22 protein-coding genes are annotated in these 22,328 nt (G+C 54.6%); 12 read left to right on the forward strand and 10 right to left on the reverse strand.

Annotated features, from left to right (window positions below; translation table 11 throughout):
* The 3 genes from FE784_RS41320 to FE784_RS35505 all read left to right on the forward strand — a co-directional run.
* Positions 1 to 625, forward strand: a 625-nt coding sequence (locus FE784_RS41320) for a hypothetical protein (RefSeq protein WP_176706745.1), incomplete at its 5' end; no start/stop codon positions are given.
* A gap of 254 nt (positions 626 to 879) precedes the next feature.
* Entirely contained in the window at positions 880 to 2,250 is a 1,371-nt protein-coding gene (locus tag FE784_RS35500; RefSeq protein ID WP_139606979.1) for an ATP-binding protein, read from the forward strand.
* 54 nt (positions 2,251 to 2,304) lie between these two features.
* The gene (locus FE784_RS35505) at positions 2,305 to 3,318 is read left to right on the forward strand and encodes an aldo/keto reductase (protein WP_139606980.1); all 1,014 of its coding nucleotides are present in this window, start codon (positions 2,305 to 2,307) and stop codon (positions 3,316 to 3,318) included.
* Between the two features lie 82 nt (positions 3,319 to 3,400).
* Here FE784_RS35505 and FE784_RS35510 read toward each other — a convergent pair whose 3' ends face one another.
* Positions 3,401 to 3,946, reverse strand: a complete 546-nt coding sequence (locus FE784_RS35510) for a hypothetical protein (protein WP_139606981.1) — start codon at positions 3,944 to 3,946, stop codon at positions 3,401 to 3,403.
* A gap of 133 nt (positions 3,947 to 4,079) precedes the next feature.
* On the opposite strand from FE784_RS35510, the gene FE784_RS35515 reads away from it, so the two are divergent.
* Complete coding sequence (locus FE784_RS35515; protein WP_246132336.1) at positions 4,080 to 5,384, forward strand: MFS transporter; 1,305 nt, start codon at positions 4,080 to 4,082, stop codon at positions 5,382 to 5,384.
* Positions 5,381 to 6,304, forward strand: a complete 924-nt coding sequence (locus FE784_RS35520; protein WP_139606982.1) for a Gfo/Idh/MocA family protein — start codon at positions 5,381 to 5,383, stop codon at positions 6,302 to 6,304. The genes FE784_RS35515 and FE784_RS35520 overlap by 4 nt, the downstream gene beginning before the upstream one ends.
* A 72-nt stretch (positions 6,305 to 6,376) precedes the next feature.
* On the opposite strand, the gene FE784_RS35525 is transcribed toward FE784_RS35520, so the two are convergent.
* From FE784_RS35525 to FE784_RS35535, 3 genes are all read right to left on the reverse strand, one after another.
* Positions 6,377 to 7,072, reverse strand: coding sequence for a histidine phosphatase family protein (locus tag FE784_RS35525; protein WP_139606983.1), 696 nt, complete (start codon positions 7,070 to 7,072; stop codon positions 6,377 to 6,379).
* Positions 7,073 to 7,135: 63 nt separating this feature from the next.
* Positions 7,136 to 7,993 (reverse strand): sugar phosphate isomerase/epimerase family protein, encoded by an 858-nt coding sequence (locus FE784_RS35530; protein WP_139606984.1) that lies wholly within the window; start codon positions 7,991 to 7,993, stop codon positions 7,136 to 7,138.
* A 30-nt stretch (positions 7,994 to 8,023) separates the two neighbouring features.
* Positions 8,024 to 9,298 carry an ABC transporter substrate-binding protein gene (locus FE784_RS35535; RefSeq protein WP_139606985.1) on the reverse strand — a complete coding sequence of 425 codons (1,275 nt, stop codon included), beginning with the start codon at positions 9,296 to 9,298 and terminating at the stop codon, positions 8,024 to 8,026.
* Between the two features lie 214 nt (positions 9,299 to 9,512).
* On the opposite strand from FE784_RS35535, the gene FE784_RS35540 reads away from it, so the two are divergent.
* The 3 genes from FE784_RS35540 (at position 9,513) to FE784_RS35550 (ending at position 12,652) form a co-directional block, all read left to right on the forward strand.
* Complete coding sequence (locus FE784_RS35540) at positions 9,513 to 10,370, forward strand: helix-turn-helix domain-containing protein (RefSeq protein WP_139606986.1); 858 nt, start codon at positions 9,513 to 9,515, stop codon at positions 10,368 to 10,370.
* Positions 10,371 to 10,520: 150 nt separating this feature from the next.
* Positions 10,521 to 11,987, forward strand: a complete 1,467-nt coding sequence (locus FE784_RS35545) for a SulP family inorganic anion transporter (protein WP_176706746.1) — start codon at positions 10,521 to 10,523, stop codon at positions 11,985 to 11,987.
* Positions 11,988 to 12,079: 92 nt separating this feature from the next.
* A complete protein-coding gene (locus FE784_RS35550; protein ID WP_139606987.1) occupies positions 12,080 to 12,652 on the forward strand; it encodes a sulfite oxidase-like oxidoreductase in 573 nt (190 codons plus the stop codon).
* A gap of 600 nt (positions 12,653 to 13,252) precedes the next feature.
* On the opposite strand, the gene trhO is transcribed toward FE784_RS35550, so the two are convergent.
* From trhO to hxlA, 3 genes are all read right to left on the reverse strand, one after another.
* Positions 13,253 to 14,164 carry an oxygen-dependent tRNA uridine(34) hydroxylase TrhO gene (gene trhO / locus FE784_RS35555; protein ID WP_139606988.1) on the reverse strand — a complete coding sequence of 304 codons (912 nt, stop codon included), beginning with the start codon at positions 14,162 to 14,164 and terminating at the stop codon, positions 13,253 to 13,255.
* A 151-nt stretch (positions 14,165 to 14,315) separates the two neighbouring features.
* Positions 14,316 to 14,867: a 6-phospho-3-hexuloisomerase gene (hxlB, locus tag FE784_RS35560; RefSeq protein ID WP_425465586.1), complete on the reverse strand. Its 552-nt coding sequence runs from the start codon at positions 14,865 to 14,867 to the stop codon at positions 14,316 to 14,318.
* A 5-nt stretch (positions 14,868 to 14,872) separates the two neighbouring features.
* Entirely contained in the window at positions 14,873 to 15,508 is a 636-nt protein-coding gene (hxlA, locus tag FE784_RS35565; protein WP_139606990.1) for a 3-hexulose-6-phosphate synthase, read from the reverse strand.
* A gap of 163 nt (positions 15,509 to 15,671) precedes the next feature.
* Between hxlA and FE784_RS35570 the strand changes: the two genes are divergently transcribed.
* The gene (locus FE784_RS35570; RefSeq protein WP_139606991.1) at positions 15,672 to 16,025 is read left to right on the forward strand and encodes a winged helix-turn-helix transcriptional regulator; all 354 of its coding nucleotides are present in this window, start codon (positions 15,672 to 15,674) and stop codon (positions 16,023 to 16,025) included.
* Positions 16,026 to 16,299: 274 nt separating this feature from the next.
* On the opposite strand, the gene FE784_RS35575 is transcribed toward FE784_RS35570, so the two are convergent.
* From FE784_RS35575 to FE784_RS35585, 3 genes are all read right to left on the reverse strand, one after another.
* Positions 16,300 to 17,544 (reverse strand): MFS transporter, encoded by a 1,245-nt coding sequence (locus tag FE784_RS35575; RefSeq protein WP_139606992.1) that lies wholly within the window; start codon positions 17,542 to 17,544, stop codon positions 16,300 to 16,302.
* 14 nt (positions 17,545 to 17,558) lie between these two features.
* Entirely contained in the window at positions 17,559 to 18,020 is a 462-nt protein-coding gene (locus FE784_RS35580; RefSeq protein WP_139606993.1) for a MarR family winged helix-turn-helix transcriptional regulator, read from the reverse strand.
* 155 nt (positions 18,021 to 18,175) lie between these two features.
* Positions 18,176 to 19,234 carry an acyltransferase family protein gene (locus tag FE784_RS35585; protein WP_139606994.1) on the reverse strand — a complete coding sequence of 353 codons (1,059 nt, stop codon included), beginning with the start codon at positions 19,232 to 19,234 and terminating at the stop codon, positions 18,176 to 18,178.
* A gap of 400 nt (positions 19,235 to 19,634) precedes the next feature.
* Here FE784_RS35585 and FE784_RS35590 point away from each other — a divergent pair, with 400 nt between their 5' ends.
* From FE784_RS35590 to FE784_RS35600, 3 genes are all read left to right on the forward strand, one after another.
* Positions 19,635 to 20,645 carry a hypothetical protein gene (locus tag FE784_RS35590; protein WP_139606995.1) on the forward strand — a complete coding sequence of 337 codons (1,011 nt, stop codon included), beginning with the start codon at positions 19,635 to 19,637 and terminating at the stop codon, positions 20,643 to 20,645.
* 194 nt (positions 20,646 to 20,839) lie between these two features.
* Positions 20,840 to 21,589, forward strand: coding sequence for an ABC transporter ATP-binding protein (locus FE784_RS35595; protein WP_425465587.1), 750 nt, complete (start codon positions 20,840 to 20,842; stop codon positions 21,587 to 21,589).
* The gene (locus FE784_RS35600) at positions 21,582 to 22,325 is read left to right on the forward strand and encodes an ABC transporter permease (protein ID WP_139606997.1); all 744 of its coding nucleotides are present in this window, start codon (positions 21,582 to 21,584) and stop codon (positions 22,323 to 22,325) included. The genes FE784_RS35595 and FE784_RS35600 overlap by 8 nt, the downstream gene beginning before the upstream one ends.
* Positions 22,326 to 22,328 lie beyond the last annotated feature (3 nt).

Consider the following 22,328-nt stretch of genomic DNA (forward strand, 5'->3'; position numbering starts at 1 on the left):
CAAGAATGACAACAAGAATGACAACAAGAATGACAACAAGAGCGACAGCAAGAACGACAACAAGAATGACAGCAGGAACGACAAAAATAGCAACGACCGCTCAAATGGAAGCAATGCCTCGAATATAAGCCAAAAAGTCGGGACGACGTCCGACAAGGACGATAAAAAGAAAGAAGAAGACAAGAAGAAAGAAGAAGAGCGGAAAAAAGAGGAAGAAAGAAAGAAACAGGAGCAGGAGAGAAAGAAGCAGGAAGAAGATAGAAAAAAGCAGCAGGAGCAAGATAAGAAGAAGCAAGAAGAAGAGAAAAAGAAACAGGAAGAAGCGCGCAAGAAGCAGCAGCAGCAGGAGCAGGACAAAAAGAAGCAAGAAGAAGAGAAGAAGAAGCAAGAGGAAGATCGTAAAAAGCAGCAGGAGCAGGACAAAAAGAAGCAAGAGGAAGAGAAGAAGAAGCAGGAAGAAGAGCGTAGAAAGCAACAAGAGCAAGACAAGAAGAACCAGGACAACAGCAAGAAGGACGACGAGAAGAAGGACGACGAGAAGAAGGAAGAGGATAAGCGGGCCTTCTTTAAACCGGGAATGCAAGGGGAATTCAAACTTATTCGCGCATCGGATTTGTCCGACTGAGCTGCAGGATGGGATAATGCCGCATCCACAAAGCGAAATTTGTCGTCATATCTTTCAAATCGCGTTCTGTAGTTCCAAGGTTGGGGGGCTGCAGAACGCTTTTCTTTTTGTTCGACAGCATTCCGACTTATTTGCGGTTATTCGCGATTGACGATATTTGGAATTAAATCTATGATTACTGGTAGTTCGCCGGGATATGCCCGGCAAGGCCGGCTGCAAGTTGACGCGCAATCTTTCAGGTAAGAGGTGTGCCTATGTCTGAATTAAGGAAGCAGTACATACGAGCCCTGACCCAATATTTCGAAGATGGCAGCAGCGGCTCGCAGCATCCGGCGTCTACTCTCGGTTCCGTACTGCAAACGATCGAGCCGGAAGAAATCGTCCATATTCACGAGCAGAGCATGCAAAGAATAGCGGCAAGCGTAGAGCCCGAGGAAGCGCTGCGCTACTACCGGCTTTCCTTTGTATTTCTGATGGAGTTGTTGGCGCACTACAAGTATAAATTTCAGCATGTAGACAACAACGAGCAAGTGCTCGAAGAGCTGAGGAACGTGCTGTTCAAGACGCACAACTCGTTCCAGTCGGTGGCAAGCAAATATGAAAACGTTCTGCAGCATATGGACAGCGGCATCGTCCTGTTCGACAGCGAAGGTTACATTTCCTTCGTCAACGTTTTAATGGGCCGGTATTTGGGTGTGCCCCGCCGATCGCTGCTGGGACTCGATTTGCCGGGGCTCGCTTCGTACTCGGGGCTTTCGCGCTCGTTCCGGAAACTTATCGTCAAACTGCACCGGGAAATGTTTTTGTACAGGCTGCGCTACCATGAAGTGATCGACGAGCACGGGCGGCACTTTCTGGTCACGGCTACCTATGGGGAAGAGCTGGACGGAGATATTTTGATCAGCGTGAAGGATGTGACCGAATTCAAAAAGATCGAGCAGTCGGCCTATCAGAACGACAAGCTGGCCATGCTCGGCAAAATCGCGGCAGCCATCGCCCATGAAATACGCAATCCTCTCACCTCCATCCGGGGGTTCATGCAATTGCTTCGCCCCCACCTCGTGCAGCTCGGCAAGGAAGAGTACGCGAGAATCGTAATCGATGAAATCGATCGCGCCAACGACATTATTTATGAATTTTTAAATTCCTCCAAGCCTTCCACGCCCGTCAAGAAGGAAGTCCACGTCGACAGCCTGCTGAAAGAAGTCAAGCTGCTGTTCGAGAGCGAAGCGATCCTCAAAGGCTGCGATATCGAGCTTTCTCCCATCGATCCGGCTCTAACCATCTGCGTAGATGTCAAGCAGGCGAAGCAGGCGCTGCTTAATATCGTCAAAAATTCGTTGGACGCCATCGGCGGCAGCACGAAAGCCCAGCGCGGGATGATCGGCATCTCCGCGGTCAAGCAAAGCTCCAAAGTGATGATCATGGTGCAGGACAACGGAACGGGCATGGATTACCATACCCAGTCCAAGCTGTTCGACCCGTTCTTCACGACCAAACTGGAAGGTACCGGGTTAGGATTGGCGGTTTGCTACCGGATTATTAAAAATCACGGCGGACATATCCAGGTCGACAGCGATATCGGCACCGGGACCCAGTTCAAAATTACGCTGCCGCTCTGCTGAGGCGATGTGCTACAATGGATGGGAAGGTATTCGTCGGTTGGAGAGGAGAAGACTATGAGGTATCGTCCTTTTGGAGCTATCGGTGTCAATGTATCTTCGCTTGGTTTCGGCGCGATGAACTTGCCCGGAGTTCCCCTGGAGCAGGCTCGTGCCGCGCTCAACTACGCTTTGGACAATGGAATCAATTATATCGATACGGCTGCGGCCTACAGAAATAGCGAGGAAATTATCGGGGAGTGCATCTCGCACCGTCGGGACGAATATTTTTTGGCGACAAAGACGAACAAGCGCGATTACGCGACCGCCAAAGAGGAAATCGACCGAAGCTTGACGCGGATGAGGACCGACGTGATCGACCTGCTGCAAATTCATTATGTGAACTATGTGCACGATTTCAAGGCCGCCATGGAAGAGGACGGAGCTTACCGGGCCGCGCTGGAGGCGAAGGAAGCCGGCAAGGTGCGCCATATCGGAATAACGGGCCACCGGCCGGAGCTGCTGGCGAAATGGATTCAGAAGGGCCAGTTCGAGCAGGTGCTGTTTCATTTGAACTTGGCTCAGCCGTTCGCCTTGGACGAGCTCATCCCGGAGATGGTCCGGCGCAATATGGGGAGGGTGGCCATGAAGCCGCTGTCCGGCGGTTTTATACGCCCGGTCGACAAGGCGATCCGGTACCCGTACAGCCAAGACGTTCACGTAATCATTTCCGGCATGGTCAGCGTCGAGGAAGTGAAGGAAAACATCGCGGCCATGGGGCGGGAAGTGGAGGAGGCGGAACGCCGAGAGCTGGAAAGCTTGGCGCTCAAGCTCGGGACGCACAATTGCAGACGCTGCAATTATTGCTCGTGCCCGCTGGGTATTCCGATTCCGGACGTTATGATCTCGAGCGTCGTGAGCAAGGAGTTCGGGCTGCTTCCGAAAGGAAACGGCTTCTACGAAAAGCATAAAGAAAAAATTATGTCGTGCGCCGACTATGAGCCTTGCAAGGAGACACCGCTCTGTCAGAAGCAGTGCCCGTACCATCTGCCCATGCAATCGGTTATCGCGCAGGCTGCCGCGAATTATTGATGCTGACAAACAAGCGGCCCGCCTACGATGAGGCGGGCCGCTTGTTTCATGGCAGCCATTACGCTTTGCATGCACCGTTACTTCACGCTTGCAGCTCCATGCCGCGTGCAGCGACCGGTGCGGGCGAAGAGGCCGGATGAGCTTCGGTAAAGTCGGCTAACGACAAGATCAGCCTGTTCACTTCGTTCACGGTAAACGGCAAGCCTGTCGTCCGCTCCATCAAGTTCGGAATCGATACTCCGACCCGTCCAGATCTTTGATTGGTGCGCAAATCATATGGCAGCACGGTCAAAGCCGCGGTATAGTCGTCAGAATCGATCATCTGGACCGTAGGCGCGTTGTCGAAAGGAATGATTAACGACTTGCGGTTCCAATGCACGGTGCCCGGCTTAAACGTAACGATGAGCCATTCCGGCTCGCCGGAATTTCCGGTCAGCTTGACGATCTCGACGCCGTTACGGTTCGGCTTCAGTCGCTGGCTCGTCTTGATATCCGGTAAAAAAACAACGATGAAGATCGGGATGGCGCTGGCGATATAAAGCAGAAGAGGCGATTCCCGCAAAATGCTGGAAATGAAAAATGCAGCAAATACAATTAATCCCAACAGCAATAACCATTTGTTTCTCATCCGCCGCATCCCCCAAGTCATGTCGAGCTTTTGCAAAATACGATCCTAATTATAGCATACGGGCCGATGCCTTTGAAGATGCAGTTTGTTGGCAGACAGCATGAAATTCATTTATTAAAGTGAGGCTGACATCATGGGGCTGTTCCTCAAGCGCCGGCGGGGCCGGAAGCCTTCGTCCTACCGCAGCGGCATGCTCGCCGCCATATTCGAAGGAATCCCGTCGATCATCATTTTCCAACTGCTCGGCGGTCCATTCGTAACGGGCTATTTGCTGTACCTTGGCGCAACGTCGTTTCAAGTCGGAATCGTGCTGGCTATTCCGAGTATGGCCAACATGCTGCAAATCGTAGGAGCGCTGCTCATCCAGCGCTATTCGAACCGGAAGCTGCTGTTTACGCTGCTGTGCGGTACGCATCGCGTCTTGTGGGTATTGACGGGTGCCGTACCGCTGATGTTTCCGAAGGAATACGGAGTAACCGCCTACATCGTCGTGTGTATCGCGGCCTTTATGGGGCAAGCCGTCGGGTCGGTATTTTGGACTTCTCTCATTGCCGATATGGTGCCCGCCAAAGTGCGCGGCCGTTACTTCGGCATCCGCAATACGATATTATGGGCGGGCGGCTGCATCGCGATTGTTGCATTCGGCCAAATTTTGGATCGCCTGCCGGAGCCGCAAGGCTTCCACATTTTGTACATGGTCGCCGCCGTTTGCGTCGTATTCGACATTTTCTTTTTCCTCAAATATCCGAACCGCCCGTTCGAGAAATCCGGACAGCAGGGGACGGCGGCCATGCTGAAGGTTCCGTTCCGGCATCCCCCTTTTGTGAAATCGATGCTGTTCATATCGCTCTGGCTGTTCGTGCAGGGGATTTCCGTTCCATTCTTCAATTACGTCATGCTGGATATTATGAAGCTGGGCTATAATTGGATCGCGATCGCCACGATGACGCAAAACGTCGCGATGATGATCGGCTACTCGATGTGGGGCAATCTGAACGCGAAGTACCGCTCGAAGACGCTGCTGTTCTGGACGCTGCCGGTTATCGCCGCGGCCTGCATGGGCTGGGGGCTTCTGCCCGTCCTGCCGGATATTCCGGTCCTTCTATTGATCCATATGCTGATCGGCGTCGGCATAGGCGGTTTTAATCAGCTTATGTTCAATTTCGTCGTCGGCGATACGCCGAAGGGCGAACGTCCGATGTTTATCGCCGTCTTCTACGCGTTGACCGGATTTGCCGGCTTTATGGGGCCGTTGCTCGGAGGTGCTGTATACCGAATCGTGGCGCATATGCCGAATTGGGTGCAATTGTTCGGGATATCGCTCGCAGCAGGCATCGTTCTGCTTATTGTGGCTGTAAGCATCGGCTCGAGAGTGCTACTCGAGTCGACTAAATGGCCGCGCCGGCCGGGCGCGGCCGGATGGAGGAGAGGGGTATGAGAACAAGAATTGCGATCATCGGGTTGGGAGATATCGCCGAGAAAGCGTATTTGCCGGTCGTGGCCCACCACCCTGGTGTTGAAATTGTCGCACTTATGAGCCGATCGGAGGAAACGGTAGAACGGATCGGCGAAGCGTACCGTGTTCCGGGCCGAACGACGAAGTTGAACGAACTGCTGGAGCGGGAGCTCGATGCCGTCTTCGTGCACAGCCCGACCGAGACGCACGCGGATATTGTGCTGGCCTGCTTGGACCGCGGGCTTCACGTGTACGTGGATAAACCGTTGTCGTACAAGCTGGAGGAATCCGAGCGGATGGCCGAGCAAGCGGAGAAACGCGGCAAGCTGCTCGCCGTCGGGTTCAACCGCAGGTTCGCGCCCATGTATACGGAAGCGAAGCGCTGGCTGGAGGAAACCGGAGGATTCGATTTGTGCATCGCGCAAAAACACCGGACTCGCCAGCAGACGCTTCCTGCCAAGGAAACGCTGTACGACGATATGATCCATATGATCGATTTGCTGTTGTGGCTTGGCGCCAAGCCGGGCGAAGTCACGAGCTGGATAAGCGAGAAGGACGCCGACGGCAGGCTGCTGCATGCTTCGGGAAGCTTGCGGACAGGGACTTCCGCTTCGTTCGTCAGCATGAACCGTCGGGCCGGCGGCGATCTCGAGAAGCTGGAGCTGCACGGCGGCGGGCGCTCGGCGGAAATCGTCAATCTCGATTCGGCCGTATTGCGGGACAAGCGGGAAGGGGAGCACACGAAGCGGTTCGGTAGCTGGGAGACAGTTTCCCATCGGAGAGGCTTCGCCGGAATCGTCGACCACTTTCTTGCCACGCTCGACCGTCCGATGGAATGTCTCGTCAGCGCCGACAAGGTGCTGGAGACGCACCGGCTCGTAGAGAAGCTGAGCGGGATGTAGCAACGGACGAATGGAGGGCCCCCGTACCCGCGATAAGCGAGTCGGGGGCCGGCGTCTTTTGATCCGCGAGCGTCAGCCGTTGTTGGCCATCAAGCCCATGAACGAGACGGGCAGCCCCGTCTTGTGCAGATGCGCGACGCAGCCGAGCCCGGTGCAGCGGGGAACGGCCCACTGCTCGCTTCGTTCCTCGAACAATATCGTCGTCACCGAGCTGGGAGGAAGCCAGAACGAGCTCCACACGAGCGGGAAAGGGATCTCCAGCAGGTGGGACAGCCACGTCAGCCCGAAGCCGAGATGGCAAAACACCGCAATAGCTTCCCGGCTGGGCGATTGGATCCGGTAGCGCCCTTCTTCCCTCTCATACCCGTGCCGCAGCAGAAAGGCGTCCGAATCGCTCACGATCGTCTCGTATAATGCGGCATAATCTCGGTAAGATTCATGGTCGGGCCACGTTTCATGGCCGGGATAAGGCTTCCGGGCGCGAACCGCTTCTCCGGGGATGTTCCATGCCGCGATCGGGCGGCCCTGGTCGTCCGGAGCCTGCCAGTTCAGCTCGCGCGTCCACGGCTCGATAACCGGCTCCATTCCGAGCCGGTCGGCGGTATATCGCATCGTATGGACGGCCCGATTGACGGGCGAGCAGTAGATGCGGTCGACGCCCGCTTCCTGAAGACGGGCGGCCAATGCTTGCGCTTCCAGATGCCCCGCCGCCGTTATCGTATGATTGGCGTAATCGGGCTCGGCGTGACGGATCAAATAGATTTTCATGCGGTTTTCTCTCCCGTAGTATGGATTCTCTTCTCTATGCCGCTGTAGCTTGAATACGGACCCTTACAAGGAAATCACATAATTGCCCAAATCATATGCGTATTTCAAGCCTGCGTCGCGAATGCCGTCGGGCAAATTGCGGATGCTGTTGTGAGTCTCGTAAGTAAAGTCGCCTTCATAGCCGATCCGTTTGAGCGTTTGCACGACGTCGGTCCAACGGATTGTACCCTGATACGGCAGGATGTGATGATCGCCGACCCCGTCGTTGTCCTGAATATGCGTCGCCTTCAGCCGCGAGCCCAGAATGCTTATTCCGGTTGTCTGGTCTACCGACTGTCTATGGCCATGGCCTGTATCCCAGCAGGCGCCGATCAGCGGGTGGTTCAGCGTGTCGATCAGCTCGGCGAGCTCCTCCGGCAACGAGAAATACGAGCGGATGTGGCGACGATCGGTCAAGTTTTCCAAAGCGATGCCGACCCCGGTTTCCTCCAGGACGGGAATCCATTTGCGGTGAAACCGGACGTTGAAATCGAGCACGTCCCGGTACGATTCGCCTTCCTCGCCGGTTACGTTGGTCGGGTGGAATACGACCCATGGCACGCCCAGTATGGCGGCGGTCCGCAGCGATCTCTCGACCAGCGCCTCGTAGGATTCCAAAGTCAGGTCCAGCACGAGCTTCGAGAAATTGGGCCCGTGCACCGGTCCGTGCATCTGGGTGAACCGGACGCCGTGAGCGTCGGCGCTGGCCCGTATTTCCTTCGCCCAAGCCTCCTCCTCTTGCGGGCTAATCTGCAGCACCTGCTTCTGAAAATCCCAATAGTTCATGTCAAGCGAGACGAAGCCGGCGGCGGCGCAACGGCGAACCGCCTCAGGTCTGGAAATGCCGGCGTCGAATACGTTTAACGAGGTGGATACGTTCATCGGATAAATCCCTCCTGGACGATCGATTATTTATTGGGTTTTAATATATTGGTTTATTTCTTCCTCGGCGTCCCGCAGCATCGTATTGAGATCTTTCTGGTCGGCCAGAAACTCCTTGTAATGCTTGAGCACGATTTCGCTTCCCTTGCTTTGGAATTTGGAGAAGGGGGGAGCGTAGGCCGGTTTGCTCTTAAAAATGCTGTTTAGCTTTTTGTCTTTCAGAGCCGGATTGTCGGCGCCGAACTCTTTGCGGATGTCCGGATTGGTCAGCAGAGAGACTCTGCCCGTATTTCGCGTGCTGATCTTCTGGTTCTCGTCGGAGAACAGCACCTCCAGTGTCTTCATGGCCGCTTCCTTGTACTTGCTCGTGCTGCTGATCGCGATCACGTGAAGGTCGTACATGCCGTAGACGTTCGGATTTTCCTTATAGCTCGGAAATTGGGCGATATCCCAGTTCAGGTCCGACTTGGTCAGCAGGTCGAGCAAATTGACGCTGGCGATCATCGCCTGCTTCTTGTCTTTAATGAAATCGTTGGTCGTGAAGTTCGGCGTATTCCCGGGAATCGAATAAATTTGCTTGCCGAGTGTAAACGCTTTCCGATACAGTTCGCTGTTCACGGCGGACAAGTTCGTTTTGGCATCGACCGGAATGATGGACAGAGGATAGGTCAGGCGGCTCCATGCATCCATCCCGAGTCCGCTGTATGCAGTCCCTCCCTCCGTGCGCGTCAGACGCTTCGCGAGCTGCAGCGTTTCGTCCCATGTCATGCCGTCCTGCGGGTATGGCACCCCGAATTTATCGAAGATGTCTTTGTTATAGTATAGAGCATTGAACTGCATATTGTACGGCAATCCGTACAATTCTCCTTTGTCGGACAACGTTCGGAGCGTCTTCAGAGCATCCTGGTCGAATCGCCCGAGATCGAAATTTTCCGTTTTGGCCAGCGGGGTAATGTCCCCGAAAATGCCCAGCTCTCTGTTCGGATTGATGTTGCCGTTCCAGATTGTGATCAGATCGATCTGTTCCTTGGCCGCTACCGAGTTCTCGAGGTCCGTTGATTTGTAGGGCAGCAGCTCGACCGTAATATACGGATACTTTTTCTTGACCGGGTCGGCAATGAGCAATTGGAAGTCGGCCGCGGTCATGGGCTGGTGCGTGAACAGCTTCAAAGTGACCGGGTCCGGCTCCTTCACCGGAGCCGGCTTGCCCGTCTCGCCGGATGATGCCCCGCCGCCGGAAGAGCAGCCGGTAATGCCGAGTACAAGAAGGGAAAGCGCTAACGCAAACGTACGTTGTTTACTCACAAGGACCCCTCCGCTAACAAGATCGAAAACATAGTGTTGTGTTGCCGGTATCTGTACACCCAAACGAAAAACGGTTACGATAAAGCGTGAATAAGATTGCTACGGCCGATATAAGAATCATAGCCCTTAAAGTCGATATAGGAAATATCACGAAGTAGTCTCTTTTTGGCATTTCGTAGGGTATGCGCTTTCACTAAAAAGGGGGGGCGAAGCGATGCAGGAAACAGCGGTGGAATTCGTCGACATATGGTTCTACAAGCCGGACGGCTTCGACGAGCTGGGCGGCGTCTGGCCGGTGCGCATCGGCAACAACATCGCCAAGCCGAGCTACAAGAACGGTCCGCGGCAAACCCCTTACTGCAACATGCATTTTATCCGCGAGGGGCAAGTGCAGCTTTTCTACGGCGGGCAGGAGGTCATTTTGCGCAAGGGGGATATTTTCTGCAAATTCCCGAATACGACGTATTCCTACCAAATCGTGCCGAGCGAGAAGCCGCTGCGGATGACATGGATTACGTTCGACGGCCACCAGGCCCGCCAAATTCTCACGATGACCGGATTCGCGGAGGATAAGCCGTACCGGCGGGCGAGCGTGGATAAAGATATGGAGATCGTGCTGCAGCAAATGTTCCAATGGTGCAAGGGAGACAGCCGCAAGCAGCTGATGACGATGTACAGCCTCATGTACCGCATATTCAGCAAGCTGCTGCCGGATAAAGACCATGAGCCTCCGCATACGCCGAGCGACTGGGTGCGCAAAAGCCTGGACTTCATTCATGCCTATTATGCGGAAAAAATTACGGTCGACGATGTGGCCAAATACGTAAGGCTGCACCGCACCTACTTGTCCAAAATCTTCACCAAGGAGGTAGGCGTCCCGCCTTCCCGTTATTTGATTCAAATGCGGCTTGACCGGGGCAAGCAGCTATTGCTGGAAAGCATGCTGTCCGTCACCGAGATCGCCCTGTCGGTAGGCTACCCCGATATTTACTCGTTTACACGCGCGTTCACTCGCCGTTTCGGTCTATCGCCGGGAGGCGTTCGCAAGCAAACGGGAGGCCGCTTGGAATAGCGGTTGACAAAGCCTTGTTCGCTCCACTTTGTGGAGCTTTTTTTGCGTTTCCAGGCTGGAGGGATCGCCCTTTTTTCTGTATAATCTACTCTTGTGAGCATCGGCCCCGACTTTTCTGAGAGTGGAAAGTCACAATCGAATCCGAAGGAGATGAAGCTTGCTTTGTTGTTGCAAAAATTGAAAAAGGAGTGGCTGGCGAGCCCGCGCAAAGACATTTTGTCGGGGATGACGGTAGCGATCGCGCTCATTCCGGAAGCGATAGCGTTCTCCATCCTGGCCGGAGTCGATCCGATGGTAGGGCTGTACGCTTCGTTCGTTATCGCCGTTACGATCTCGATCGTAGGGGGACGGATGGGGATGATCTCGGCCGCAACCGGCGCTATGGCTTCGTTAATGGGGCCCATTATCGCCAAGTACGGGATCGAGTATTTATTCGCGGCTTCGATCTTGACCGGGGTTATCCAGTATGGGATGGGCGTGCTGAAATTCGGCAAATTCATTACCTTTATCCCGCATTCGGTCATGATCGGCTTCGTCAATGCGCTGGCCATCATTATTTTTATGGCCCAGCTCCCGAATTTCCAAGGCGCTAACCTCTATATGTACTTGATTTTGATCGGAACGCTCGCTATCGTTTACGGACTGCCGCGGCTTACGAAGGCGGTGCCCTCTCCATTAATCGCGATTATCATTATGACGGTCGTGGCGGTAACGTTGCGATTGGACGTGCGCACCGTCGGGGATATGGGCGACATTACGCAGGCGCTGCCGTTTTTCCACGTTCCGGATATCGAAGTGACGCTGCAGGCGTTATGGCACATTTTGCCGCATTCGCTGGCGCTCGCCATCGTGGGCATAACGGAAACGCTCATGACGGCCACGATCGTCGACGAAATGACCGAGACGAAAAGCGACAAAAACAAAGAAATTCGCGGACAGGGGATCGCCAATGTGTTCTCCGGTTTTTTTGGAGGAATGGCAGGCTGCGCGATGATCGGTCAGACCGTCATCAACGTCAAGTCCGGAGGCAGAACGCGATTGTCCACCTTTGTCGCCGGCGCGTTTCTATTGTTTTTGATTCTCGCTCTGGGCGATGTCGTGAAGCAAATTCCGATGGCCGCTTTGGTAGGCGTCATGTTTATGGTGTCGTTCAGCACGTTCGATTGGGGATCGCTGCGGAATTTGGCCAAGACGCCTCGAAGCGATGCGCTCGTCATGATTATTACGGTAGCCGTCGTCGTGGCCACGTCCGATTTGGCGATCGGGGTTCTTACCGGCGTTGTGCTGAGCGCGCTCATTTTCGGATGGAAATCGGCAAAAATCAAGGCTCACGCGGATATGGAAGCGAACGGCGCGAAGCGCTATCGGATATCCGGACAGCTGTTCTTCGGGACGATGTCCCATTTCGTCGAGCTGTTCGACTATAAGAACGATCCGGATACGGTTGTTATCGATTTCGGCGCTTCGCACGTATGGGACCATTCCGCCGTAACGGCCATAGCGAAAGCGATACAGAAATACAAACAATCGAACAAGCGAGTGACGATCGTCGGGTTGAATGAAGAGAGCAAAAAACTGGTGGAGCTGGTCGGGCTGGCGGCCCCTTCAGGGCACTAGATGAAGCGGACCGTCGGAACAAATGTAGATGGAACGGGCGGGAACAGCGTATACTAGAGGAAAACGGCTGCTGAAGCAGATGGAGGCAAACGATGAGCATAGACAATCGCATTCCCCCCGGCCAGACGTTGACCCAGGGCTTTCCCGTCCTCCATTACGGCGACGTAGCCTATTACCGGGACATGAGCAAATGGGATTTGCGCATCTTCGGGCTGGTGGAGCAAGAAGTCGGCATTTCCTATAAAGAGTTCATGGCTCTGCCGATGCGGGAGTACCATAACGACATTCACTGCGTCACGACTTGGTCGAAGCTGGACAACGTGTGGGAAGGCGTGCCCGTATCGACGATCATGCAGCGGGTCAAGCTGAAGCCCGAGGCGAAGTTCGTCATGCTGCATGCCGAGCACGGCTGGACGACCAATTTGCCGATCGAGGACTTTCTGCGCGAGACGAGCCTGTTCGCGATCAAGCATAACGGCGAAATATTATCGCCCGAGCACGGGTACCCGGTACGCATGGTCGTGCCGCACCTGTACTTCTGGAAAAGCGCGAAATGGCTGCGCGGGATCGAGTTCATGGCGAAGAACAAGCCGGGCTTCTGGGAGAAGAACGGGTATCACATGTATGGGGATCCATTTAAAGAGGAAAGGTACGATTTTGATTAGACTTTCAACTTGAATTCATGATGTTGATTTCGACTCAAACTGAGAAATAGCGGAACGTACGTACGCTATTTCTCAGTTTACCTTTTACGACTGCAAGGTAACGGAAAAAAAGTTCCGCTATTCCGCTGTATCGGCCAGTTTTCTACTCGATATTAAGATATAACGGTGTGTTGTTCCGCTATTTTCGGAAATATCGCGGAAATCGATACCATAACGGAAATGGGTTCCGTTATATACCGAGGGGGTTTTTAACGGATTGAATTAGAAGGTTTTGTAAATTTGAGTATATTGGCGCCCTTGCATACATAGCAAATGAGGAGCAGGTGACGGGATGTCCAACGAATCGCTTGTTCCAAACGGACGATTCCCCATATTCAGATCCGATCCGATCCGATCCGTTCCGTTCCAAACGTAGGCACGCACCATAGCCACAAGCCGTTTCAGTATGATTTGCCGGCATCGCTCGTCTAATAGCGCAAAATAACCTGAATGGGGGATGGAGACGATAAACGGTTTCGGATACACTGGAGCTATACCGAAAATTGAATAGCTTTGAACGACAAAAAGCTGCGGAACCCCCTTCCGCAGCTTTTGTCGTTTTTATTTGGCACCCGTTCTCGCGGGAATCGTATATTCCAAATCGTGCTGTTCGCAGTCGGTCGAGCAATAGCCGCGTTTCGTCGTCTCGCATTCATCGCAGCACAGATGCTGGTGATGACAGCTGTCGTCCGCGCAATTGATATAGCGATCCGTGGATTTTCCGCAATGGTGGCATGTACCGACCGTAATATGTTCATCGGTCTGATTGATCCGTACCGATATGCGTTCGTCGAACACGTAGCAGCTGCCGTCGAATCCTTTGCCTTGTACTTCGGGGTCTTGACCGTACGTCACGATCCCTCCGTCCAGCTGGAATACGTCCTGGAAGCCTTCGTTCTTAAGAACGGCGGTCAACATTTCGCAGCGTATGCCGCCCGTACAGTACGTAAGGATCGGCTTGTCCTTATGTTCCGTCAAGTTATCGCGGATCCATGCGGGAAATTCGCGGAAGGCGTCCAGGTCCGGTCGAATCGCATTGCGAAAATGGCCGAGATCGTATTCGTAGCCGCTTCGTCCGTCGAGGATAATGACATCGTCCCGTTGCAAGTAATCGTGAAATTGCTTCGGGTTCAGCCTTTGTCCGCCTTCCGTCAGCGGGTCAAGCTTTCTATCGTATCGCAGCGTCACCAGCTCTTGCTTATGGCGAACAAACAGCTTCTTGAACGCGTGCGAATCGGATTCATCGATTTTGAACACGAGATCGGCGAACAGAGGATTCGTGCGCATATCCGCCATATAGCGTTCCGTTTGCTCTACGGTGCCGGACAGCGTCCCGTTGATTCCTTCGTCGGCGATCAGAATTCGTCCTTTGACCCCAAGCTCCTTGCAATATTGCAAATGCTCGGCCGCATAAGCGTCGGCGTCGGCGATCGGAACATATTTATAATAGAGTAAAATCCGGTATGGTTTCATGAGCGATAAGCACCTTTCTATTTAAAGCTTTATCCTTCATCTTAGCTCACGGAACATACATAGTCAATATTTAAGTATGCAAAGTTTCATGGGATTAAATGTTAAGCAGCCCATTGCTTGTGTGCAAGGGCTGCGGTCCTATCATGCATGATTATTCAAGATTGGCATGTCTTCCGAACATCGTGGACGTATTGTTCCCGGTCAGGTCCATCAATTGCAGGATAAGGGCATCGAACAGCAGCAGCAGGCTTTGCTCGAACAAGGAGCCCATAGGCTGTATCGTCGTAGCCCCGCCGTCCGCCGTTTCCTTCGTCGCCGCAGGCACCCGGATCACGATTTCGGACAGCCGGCCGATCGTCGATTCCGGTACGATCGTGGCGAGAGCGACCGGCGCTCCCGCCTTGGCCGCTTTCTCGGCCATGACGGCCAAGCTTTTCGTCTCGCCGGAGCCGGAGCCGATAATCAATAGATCTTGTGCCGTGAGTCCCGGCGTAACGGTTTCCCCGACTACGTAAGCACGCAAGCCAATATGCATCAGCCTCATGGCAAAAGCCCGCATCATGAGTCCGGATCGGCCCGCGCCGGCCACGAATATTTGATCGGCCTGAACGATACGGCCGGCTAACAGCCCGACCGATTGGTCGTCGATTCGCGCTACGGTACGCTGCAGCTCGTTCATAATGCTTTCCGTGTACGAGGTCATTTGCATCAGCTGCCTTGTCTTACCAATTTTTGCATTTCCGCTGCGGCGAACGGTTTGTCTGCATGACCGGTAATGCCGCCGCCTACAATAACGAGGTCGGGATTCGCTTGGATCACCTCGGGCAGCGTCTCCAATTTGATGCCGCCGGCAATGGCCGTTTTCGCGTTTTTGACGACACGTTTAATGGCGCTCAGCTCTTCGAAGGAGTTTTTGCCTGCGGCTTGATGGTCATAGCCGGAATGGACGCAAATGTAGTCCACGCCGAACGTATCGACTTGCTTGGCCCGCTCCTCGATATTTTTTACGTTGATCATATCGACCATAATTTTTTTATTCTGCTTCCTGGCTTCCGCCACGGCCCCTTGAATCGTGGAGTCATCGGATACGCCAAGGACAGTAATAATATCGGCGCCGGCTTCGGAAGCTTTCATGACCTCATAGCCGCCGGCATCCATAATTTTCAGGTCGGCCAAAACCTTCAGATGGGGAAACGCCTCTTTGATTTCCTTGACGGCGCGAAGCCCTTCGTTAATGACAACGGGGGTGCCGATTTCCACGATGTCGATATACGGCTCGACTTCCTTCACCAGTTCCTTCGCTTGCGGGATGTCGACTAGATCCAATGCCAATTGCAATTCCATCTATTCCACTCCTTTGCGGTGATAGTTGTAATGTCTCGTAACAAGCTTTATTCTAGAAGGATACAGCGAACAAAGGAAGTACGCACTTGAAAGTGGTGTAGTTACTCTATGTATACTATTGCGTCGTTAATGGGTTGTAAGGACTCGCAAGGGAGGAACGGAAATGGCTAGCGAACTGAAGGAACGCATCAATTTGAAGGAAATCAATTGCGAGAAGGAGCTGACTCTTGCCGTCATAGGAGGGAAGTGGAAGCTGATCATTTTGTGGCATCTCGGACTGGAAGGGACGAAGCGATTCAGCGAGCTGAAGAAGCTGATTCCTTCGATTACCCAGAAGATGCTGACGAATCAGCTGCGCGAGCTGGAGGACGACCAATTGGTTCGCCGCAAAGTGTATGCGGAAGTTCCTCCGCGCGTGGAATATTCGCTTACCGAGTACGGAGAAAGCTTAATGCCCATACTAAAGATGATGTACGACTGGGGTAAAGATTACGGGGATAAATTCGTATGGAAATGAATTTTCCCGGAGGTTCCCCGCGAAGCGTAGACCCGCTTCGCGGGGCCTGGTTGTTGAAAAAGTCAAAAGAGAGAATTGGAATACAAAAAGAGGCGGGGGAAGTGTGCGGAAAGCGAAGCGGTTGACTTTATAATCGTGTTGTAACCGCTAAAATCTTACAAACAACACGATTTTAACGGATGTGGAGCGCATTCCCCACCTCTTGTCTCCGGCGCACCTCTCTTTGCAGACTTTTTCATCAGCTTCAGCCTCGCTTCGCGGGGCTGTTTTTCATTCAAGCCCTCTGGGACGAAGCAGCGGAAGGCTTGTCCTTTTTAACGGAGATCAGCTGGTAAGTGCAGTAGACGAGCAAGAACAACAGCATGAAGCCGGCGGAATACCGGTACATAATCGCATAGCTGGTATGGGAAGCGATGACGCCCAACACCATAGCTCCTGCGGCGACGCCGAAATCCGTGGCGTTGTAATACAAGCTGTTGGCCGTTCCGTGTTTCTCCGGGGCCGAGTCGCGAATCATCCACGCTTGAAGCGTAGGCTGGGTAGCTCCGAAGCCGAGGCCGTAGATCAGTGCCGAGACGATCAGCAGGAACAGGTTGTCCGCGAACGAAAGAATCGTCAAGCTGACGAAAATAAGAATCGCCGCCGGAATCAGTACGGCCGAGTGCCCTCTGCTGTCGAACAGCCGCCCGGATATAGGCCGGACGATCAGAATCGTAAAGACGTTGAATAAAAAGAACAAGCCGACATGGCTCAAATGCACTTCTTTGCCGAACAGAGCCAAGAAGCTGAGCAGTCCGCCATAAGTGATCGACAGCAGAGCATTCAGAAGCGCAGGCACCAGCAGCTTCGTGTTGAAGGACGCTTTACGGGCTTGCGCCCGGGCGGCATGAACGGAAGCGGGCTTATGAGGCTGTGCCGGAATCGAGCGAAAGCCGAGCAGCAGCGGGACGATGAGGGCGACCGAAACGGTGCCGAGCGCGGTCAAGGACGGGAAGCCGTACTCCTCCAGCATCGTTAAGCCGATCAGCGGACCGAACGACATGGCCAAGCTGGTGGACAAGCCGAAGTAGCCGATCCCTTCGCCGATCCGGCGGATCGGAATAATTTGCGACACGAGCGTCGGCATGATCGTGCTGGCGGCGCCGAAGCCGATCCCGAATACGATGCGCAGCAGCAGGAGCGTCTGGATCGAATCGGCAAACGAATAAGCGGCGGTAGAGGCGGCGGCAATGCCAAGGCCGCAGAACAGCAGCACGCTGCGAGGCGCCTTTTTCATCAACGCCGCGGTGAGAAAACGGGAGGCGATAGCCGAAAGCGCGAACAGGCTCGTCACGAGACTGACCGTGAAATCTCCCGGGGCAAACCGGTCCATCGTATAGGTCGGAAGCGGGGAAAGCAGCATTTGCAAGCAGAGGAACATGAGAAAATAGCTGAACGTAAGTACGATAAACGATCGGGTCCACAGTTTCGGAGCCGTAATCGAGGGATTCAACGACGGGTGCGATTCTGGCTGCGGCATGAACTAGTACACTCCTATTCTTTCTCGGTTAGATGATCGATATTGTCGCCGATCCGGCGCAGCAGGGAGAGAAGCTGGTCGTATTCGGCCTCGCTCAGTCCGGACGTGGCGTCCTTGACCGTCTTGATCTCGATTCCTTCGGTCTGGGAGATCAATTCACGGCCTTTATCCGTAGCATAGACGAGAAACGATCTGCGATCGCTCTTCCCGGTCTGCTTCGTGATCCATTGCTTCGACTCGAGCACGTCGAGAATGCGCGTCGTCGTAGGCTTGTCCTTGCACGCCCTTTGCGCGATCTCCTTCTGGATCATCCCGTCCCGCTCCTGGATGCAGTACAACACCATCCATTGCTCGGGCGTGATGTCGTACAGCCTCAGTCTTTGCGTGAACACTTGGGATAGCTTGCGCGAGGTGACTCCCATCATGAAGCCAGCCGATCGGTCCAAAATACCCGGATTGTCAGGTGATTTCGCCATATATAAAACCTGCTTTCGGTCAAATAGTTGTCTAGACAATTATATGTAGTGCAACTATTATTGTCAATCGGATCCGGGCTCAATCGGCTTAGGTTTGCGTCGCCATGGGAAACAACGCCGCCCCTTCGGACGGCGTTGTACAAATGAAAGAGCTTCTAGCGGACGGACGGACGATTGACGACCGGCAGGGACTTGGGACGCGAGACGGACGGCAAAGCGTTCCGCAGCAGCACGTTCAGCGGCTGCTCGATCCAACGGTAGAACAACAGGCACAGACCGAGAGCGGTCAAGAAGCATATGCCGATCGTCCAAGCGGCACCGATAATACTCGGGGCATTCGCCGCCCGCGCCAGCTTGAACGTAATGGACATCATCGGCAGGCTGGCCAGCAATATCGAATAAGAGGCGTTGCCCATCGCTTCCAGCGGCTTCAGCAGGCGGCTTTCTTCGCCTCTCCATGCAATAATCCCGATCAGCAGCAAAACGGAACCGACCGTGTGCAGAAAATCGACATGCGGAAGGTTCGTCAGCTGATGTCTGCCTATCCATAAGGCGACGTAAAGGACGGCCCCGCCCGTCATCCACAGCGGACTGTACTTCGGAGAAAACTTGTGGGCCACAGCCGCGACCCCTATCCCCATCACGAATTCCAGATGGAATACGCTGAACAAAAACTGAAGCGGGACGCTTTCCTTCAGCCGGATCAGGCCGAAGACGTTCAGCACGATAATCGTCATCCAGGACGAGTAGAGGGCGATCATCACTTTTTCCTTCATCAGGAAAAACAGCGAGAATACGATATAAAACCAGACGACGTAGGTGAGCGACCATGTCACGGGCAAAATCGGAATAGAAGCCTGGGGCCACAGCAGCAGCGATCGGATTATCGCGGACGGTTCGCGCTCGAAGCCGAGGCCGAAGGAAGGCACTATAAAGTAGACGGGAACGAGGACGAGCATAATGAGCCAATACAACGGATATATGCGCATAAATCTTTTTAGCAGAAACGTCCCGAACACGTTGGGATTTCCGAAATGCCGCCGGTACAGCGAGTACATCAAATAACCGGTCAGGACGAAAAAAAACGTATACGCGCCGGAACGGCCCAGCTCGCTTATGCCCAGGAAATCGTACTGAAAGTAGCGCTGTCCGATCTGGGAAGCATGGAACAGCATGACAAGAACAACGGCGACTCCGCGGGACGCTTGTATCATGCGTATACTCGGTTTAGGGTCCACATCACTCGGCCTTTCTTCATATGGTTTCGTCTATCGCATTATGACAGGCCATTATGAAGTATGAGTGAACGGATGCTGAAAACAAGCTTAACGGAACCTTAAAATAAGCTGAAAAAGGTCGGGCTCGCCTGTGTGATAAAGGTAACCGTTTTGGAAAATTTGAACGTGTCGCTGGAGAAGGTTTTCGGTTAGTATACGGTAATGCGGTACGGGGCCCGAGAGGTTGCCCTTCGCGGTAGCGCGCGAACGGTGCGGCCTCTTTGGTACGAGCACGCAGCAATTCGTTCCTAACACGTCAAGGAAACGGAAGGGGAAAAATGGGTTGCCGTCGAATAGGAGATATATCCGAATCGGTAAAGGGGGACTATTACGGATCATGCCAAAGAGCGGTTTACGCCATTCTCGTACTGCCGGTGCGGATACGGCCGCACGCTCCGCCATTTCTACCGGACGGGAACATTATTCGGGAAGCGCGGCCCATACGACGCTTCCGGCAGGGCGCCTGATGCAGCTGCAAAGAACGATCGGCAACCGCGGCGTCGGCCAAATGCTGGGGTTGGCTCCGGCGAGCCGGGCGCCCGGCGGGACGCTCGTCCAGCGCGAGCTGAAGGATACGACGAAGGTGGTGTGGAATAACGATAAGCTGTCGGGCTTGTGGGGCAAAATGGTTAACCGCAGCGAGGGGAAGGACGGGATGCCCGGCTACACGAGCACTTTCATTCCCGAGGGCGAGGCGGCCGCGACAACGCCCCGGAACGTTTTGCTGGAGCTGGGCAACGGACAAAGCTACACCGAGCGCGAGCTGGCGGAGATCATCATCGACCACCGCCAAATCAAGCCGCTTTTTCTGAATCCGAGATTGCGCCAGGCCGGAGACGAAATCGCGTTGGGGGGCTCGGCCGGAGACGCGGCCATCAAGAAGGTGATTCAGGCGTGCCTGTTCTATCACGCCACGTTCGACAAACATGTCAACGACATTATGAGCGGCGGTTTGAAAGCGTCCAAGGGCGGCGCCGGAGAAGGCGTCAGCGAGCACGGCCGGGACGAGGTCGATGCGAAGGCGACCTACAACAAATGGAGCAAAGGCCATGTTTTCGTGACGAAGGTGCTGAGCGAGGCTCAAGGCTACCGGGATAAAATGAACGAGAAGGAGGCGGCCAAAATCATTCATGTGTTCTCCACGCCGTTCTTCACGAAGGCGGAAGGAAAGGTCGACATAGACAGCAAGGCGGGAATTAAAATGGTAGGGGACATGAAGGCGATCGGAGACGGCTCGGCGTTGAACAAAAATGCCGAGAATTTGATCGGCCATGCCTTGAAGGAGCTGGACGTGGCCGTTGCCGACGGAGACATCCAGAGGGTGTACGCCGCGGAATTCGGCGGTTGATTCGCATAGGAAGCTACCGAATGTCCCCTCCTTGCGCCGGAGGGGATTTTTGGCGACGGAACATGCCGAGATTCCGGTGGGGGCAGATCGATGGGGATCGGACGATCTGCTACAATTAGACTATTGCGGTCATGATTGTCCGCGACATGGGTCGGGGTACGGAAAAACCTTTCTTGGGAGTGTTGCAGTTGAACGTGGTATTGGGTATCGATCGACTCTCCAAGCGCCGTCCGGATAAGACCGGACAATATTTGTTCCGGGATATTTCGGCGCTGGTCGAAGCGGGGCAGCGAATCGCCATATTGGGCGCTTCCGGGCAAGGGAAAAGCACGCTGATGCGCCTGCTGGCCCGGTTGGACTTGCCCGATGAAGGCTCCATCACTCTGCATGGCACCCCGTCTCAAGGCTGGAAGCCGAATGAGTGGCGCAAGCGGATATGCTATGTAGCCCAACAGCCGGTCATGCTGCCCGGGACGGTGGAGTATAATCTGCGGGCGGTCAGCGAGCTTCACGGCGAGCCTTTCGACCGGGATGCGGCAGAGCGGTGCATGGCCGCGGTCGGTCTGGGGACGATCGATTGGCGGAAGCCTGCCGCCGAGCTGTCGGGAGGCGAGAAGCAGCGAACCGTCCTCGTCCGTTCCTTGCTGCTCGCCCCCGAAGTGCTGCTGCTCGACGAGGTGACGGCTTCGCTGGATCCGGCGAGCAAACGGGCCGTGGAGCAGTGGCTGAACGAGTGGGCAGCGCTGCGGGGCGCTGCGCTGCTATGGATTACGCACGACTTGGAGCAAGCGAAGCATACTAGCGATACGGTCTGGTTTATGGATGAGGGGCGTCTTCTGGAAAACGGCCGCACGTCCGATTTTTTCCGCAATCCGGTTACGGAACGGGCACGAGGCTATATCCGGTCGTCGGATGCTTCGAAGGGAGAGGACGAACATGACTAATGCGGCGCTAGTCTGTACGCTCGTATTCGTGGCCGTTACGATGGCGCTGTCCTTCCGCCAGAAGCTCGGCTTGGAAAAAGAAATTGCCGTCGGTACGATCCGCTCGGCCGTTCAGCTGATGTTTATCGGATACGTGCTGCATTTCGTCTTCGACACGAAGCATCCGCTGTTCATCGTACTGATCGTCGCCGCGATGATTGCGGTCGCCTCCTGGAATGCGGGCGGGCGGGTCCGGCACATTCCGGGCATCAAGCTCAGCATTGCGGCGGCTTTATGCTGCACGGAAGCCGTTACGATGGGGCTGATGCTCGGGTTGAGGATTATCGAGCCGACTCCGCAATATATCATCCCGGTCAGCGGCATTACGATAGGCAGCTCGATGATCGTGTGCGGGCTGTTCCTGAATCAGATGAAGCGGGAGATGGAGTCGGCGCGCGGAGAAATCGAGGCGCTGCTGGCTCTCGGGGCGACGGCCCGGCAGGCGGTCCGGGAAGCGGTCAAACGTTCGGTTCGCTCCAGCATGATCCCGACGATTGACGGGATGAAGACGGTCGGGCTCGTCCAGCTGCCGGGCATGATGACCGGGATGATCGTCGCCGGTGCCGATCCGGTGGAAGCGGTGCGCTATCAGATTCTCATCATGTTCGTGCTGGCTTCGTCCGCCGCATTGACGGCGATGCTGATGGGCCGGCTGAGCGACCGGCAATGGTTTACGAAGGACGAGCGGCTGCGGTAGCGC

Source organism: Paenibacillus hemerocallicola, from assembly GCF_006265175.1.
GTDB lineage: Bacteria > Bacillota > Bacilli > Paenibacillales > NBRC-103111 > Paenibacillus_AB > Paenibacillus_AB hemerocallicola.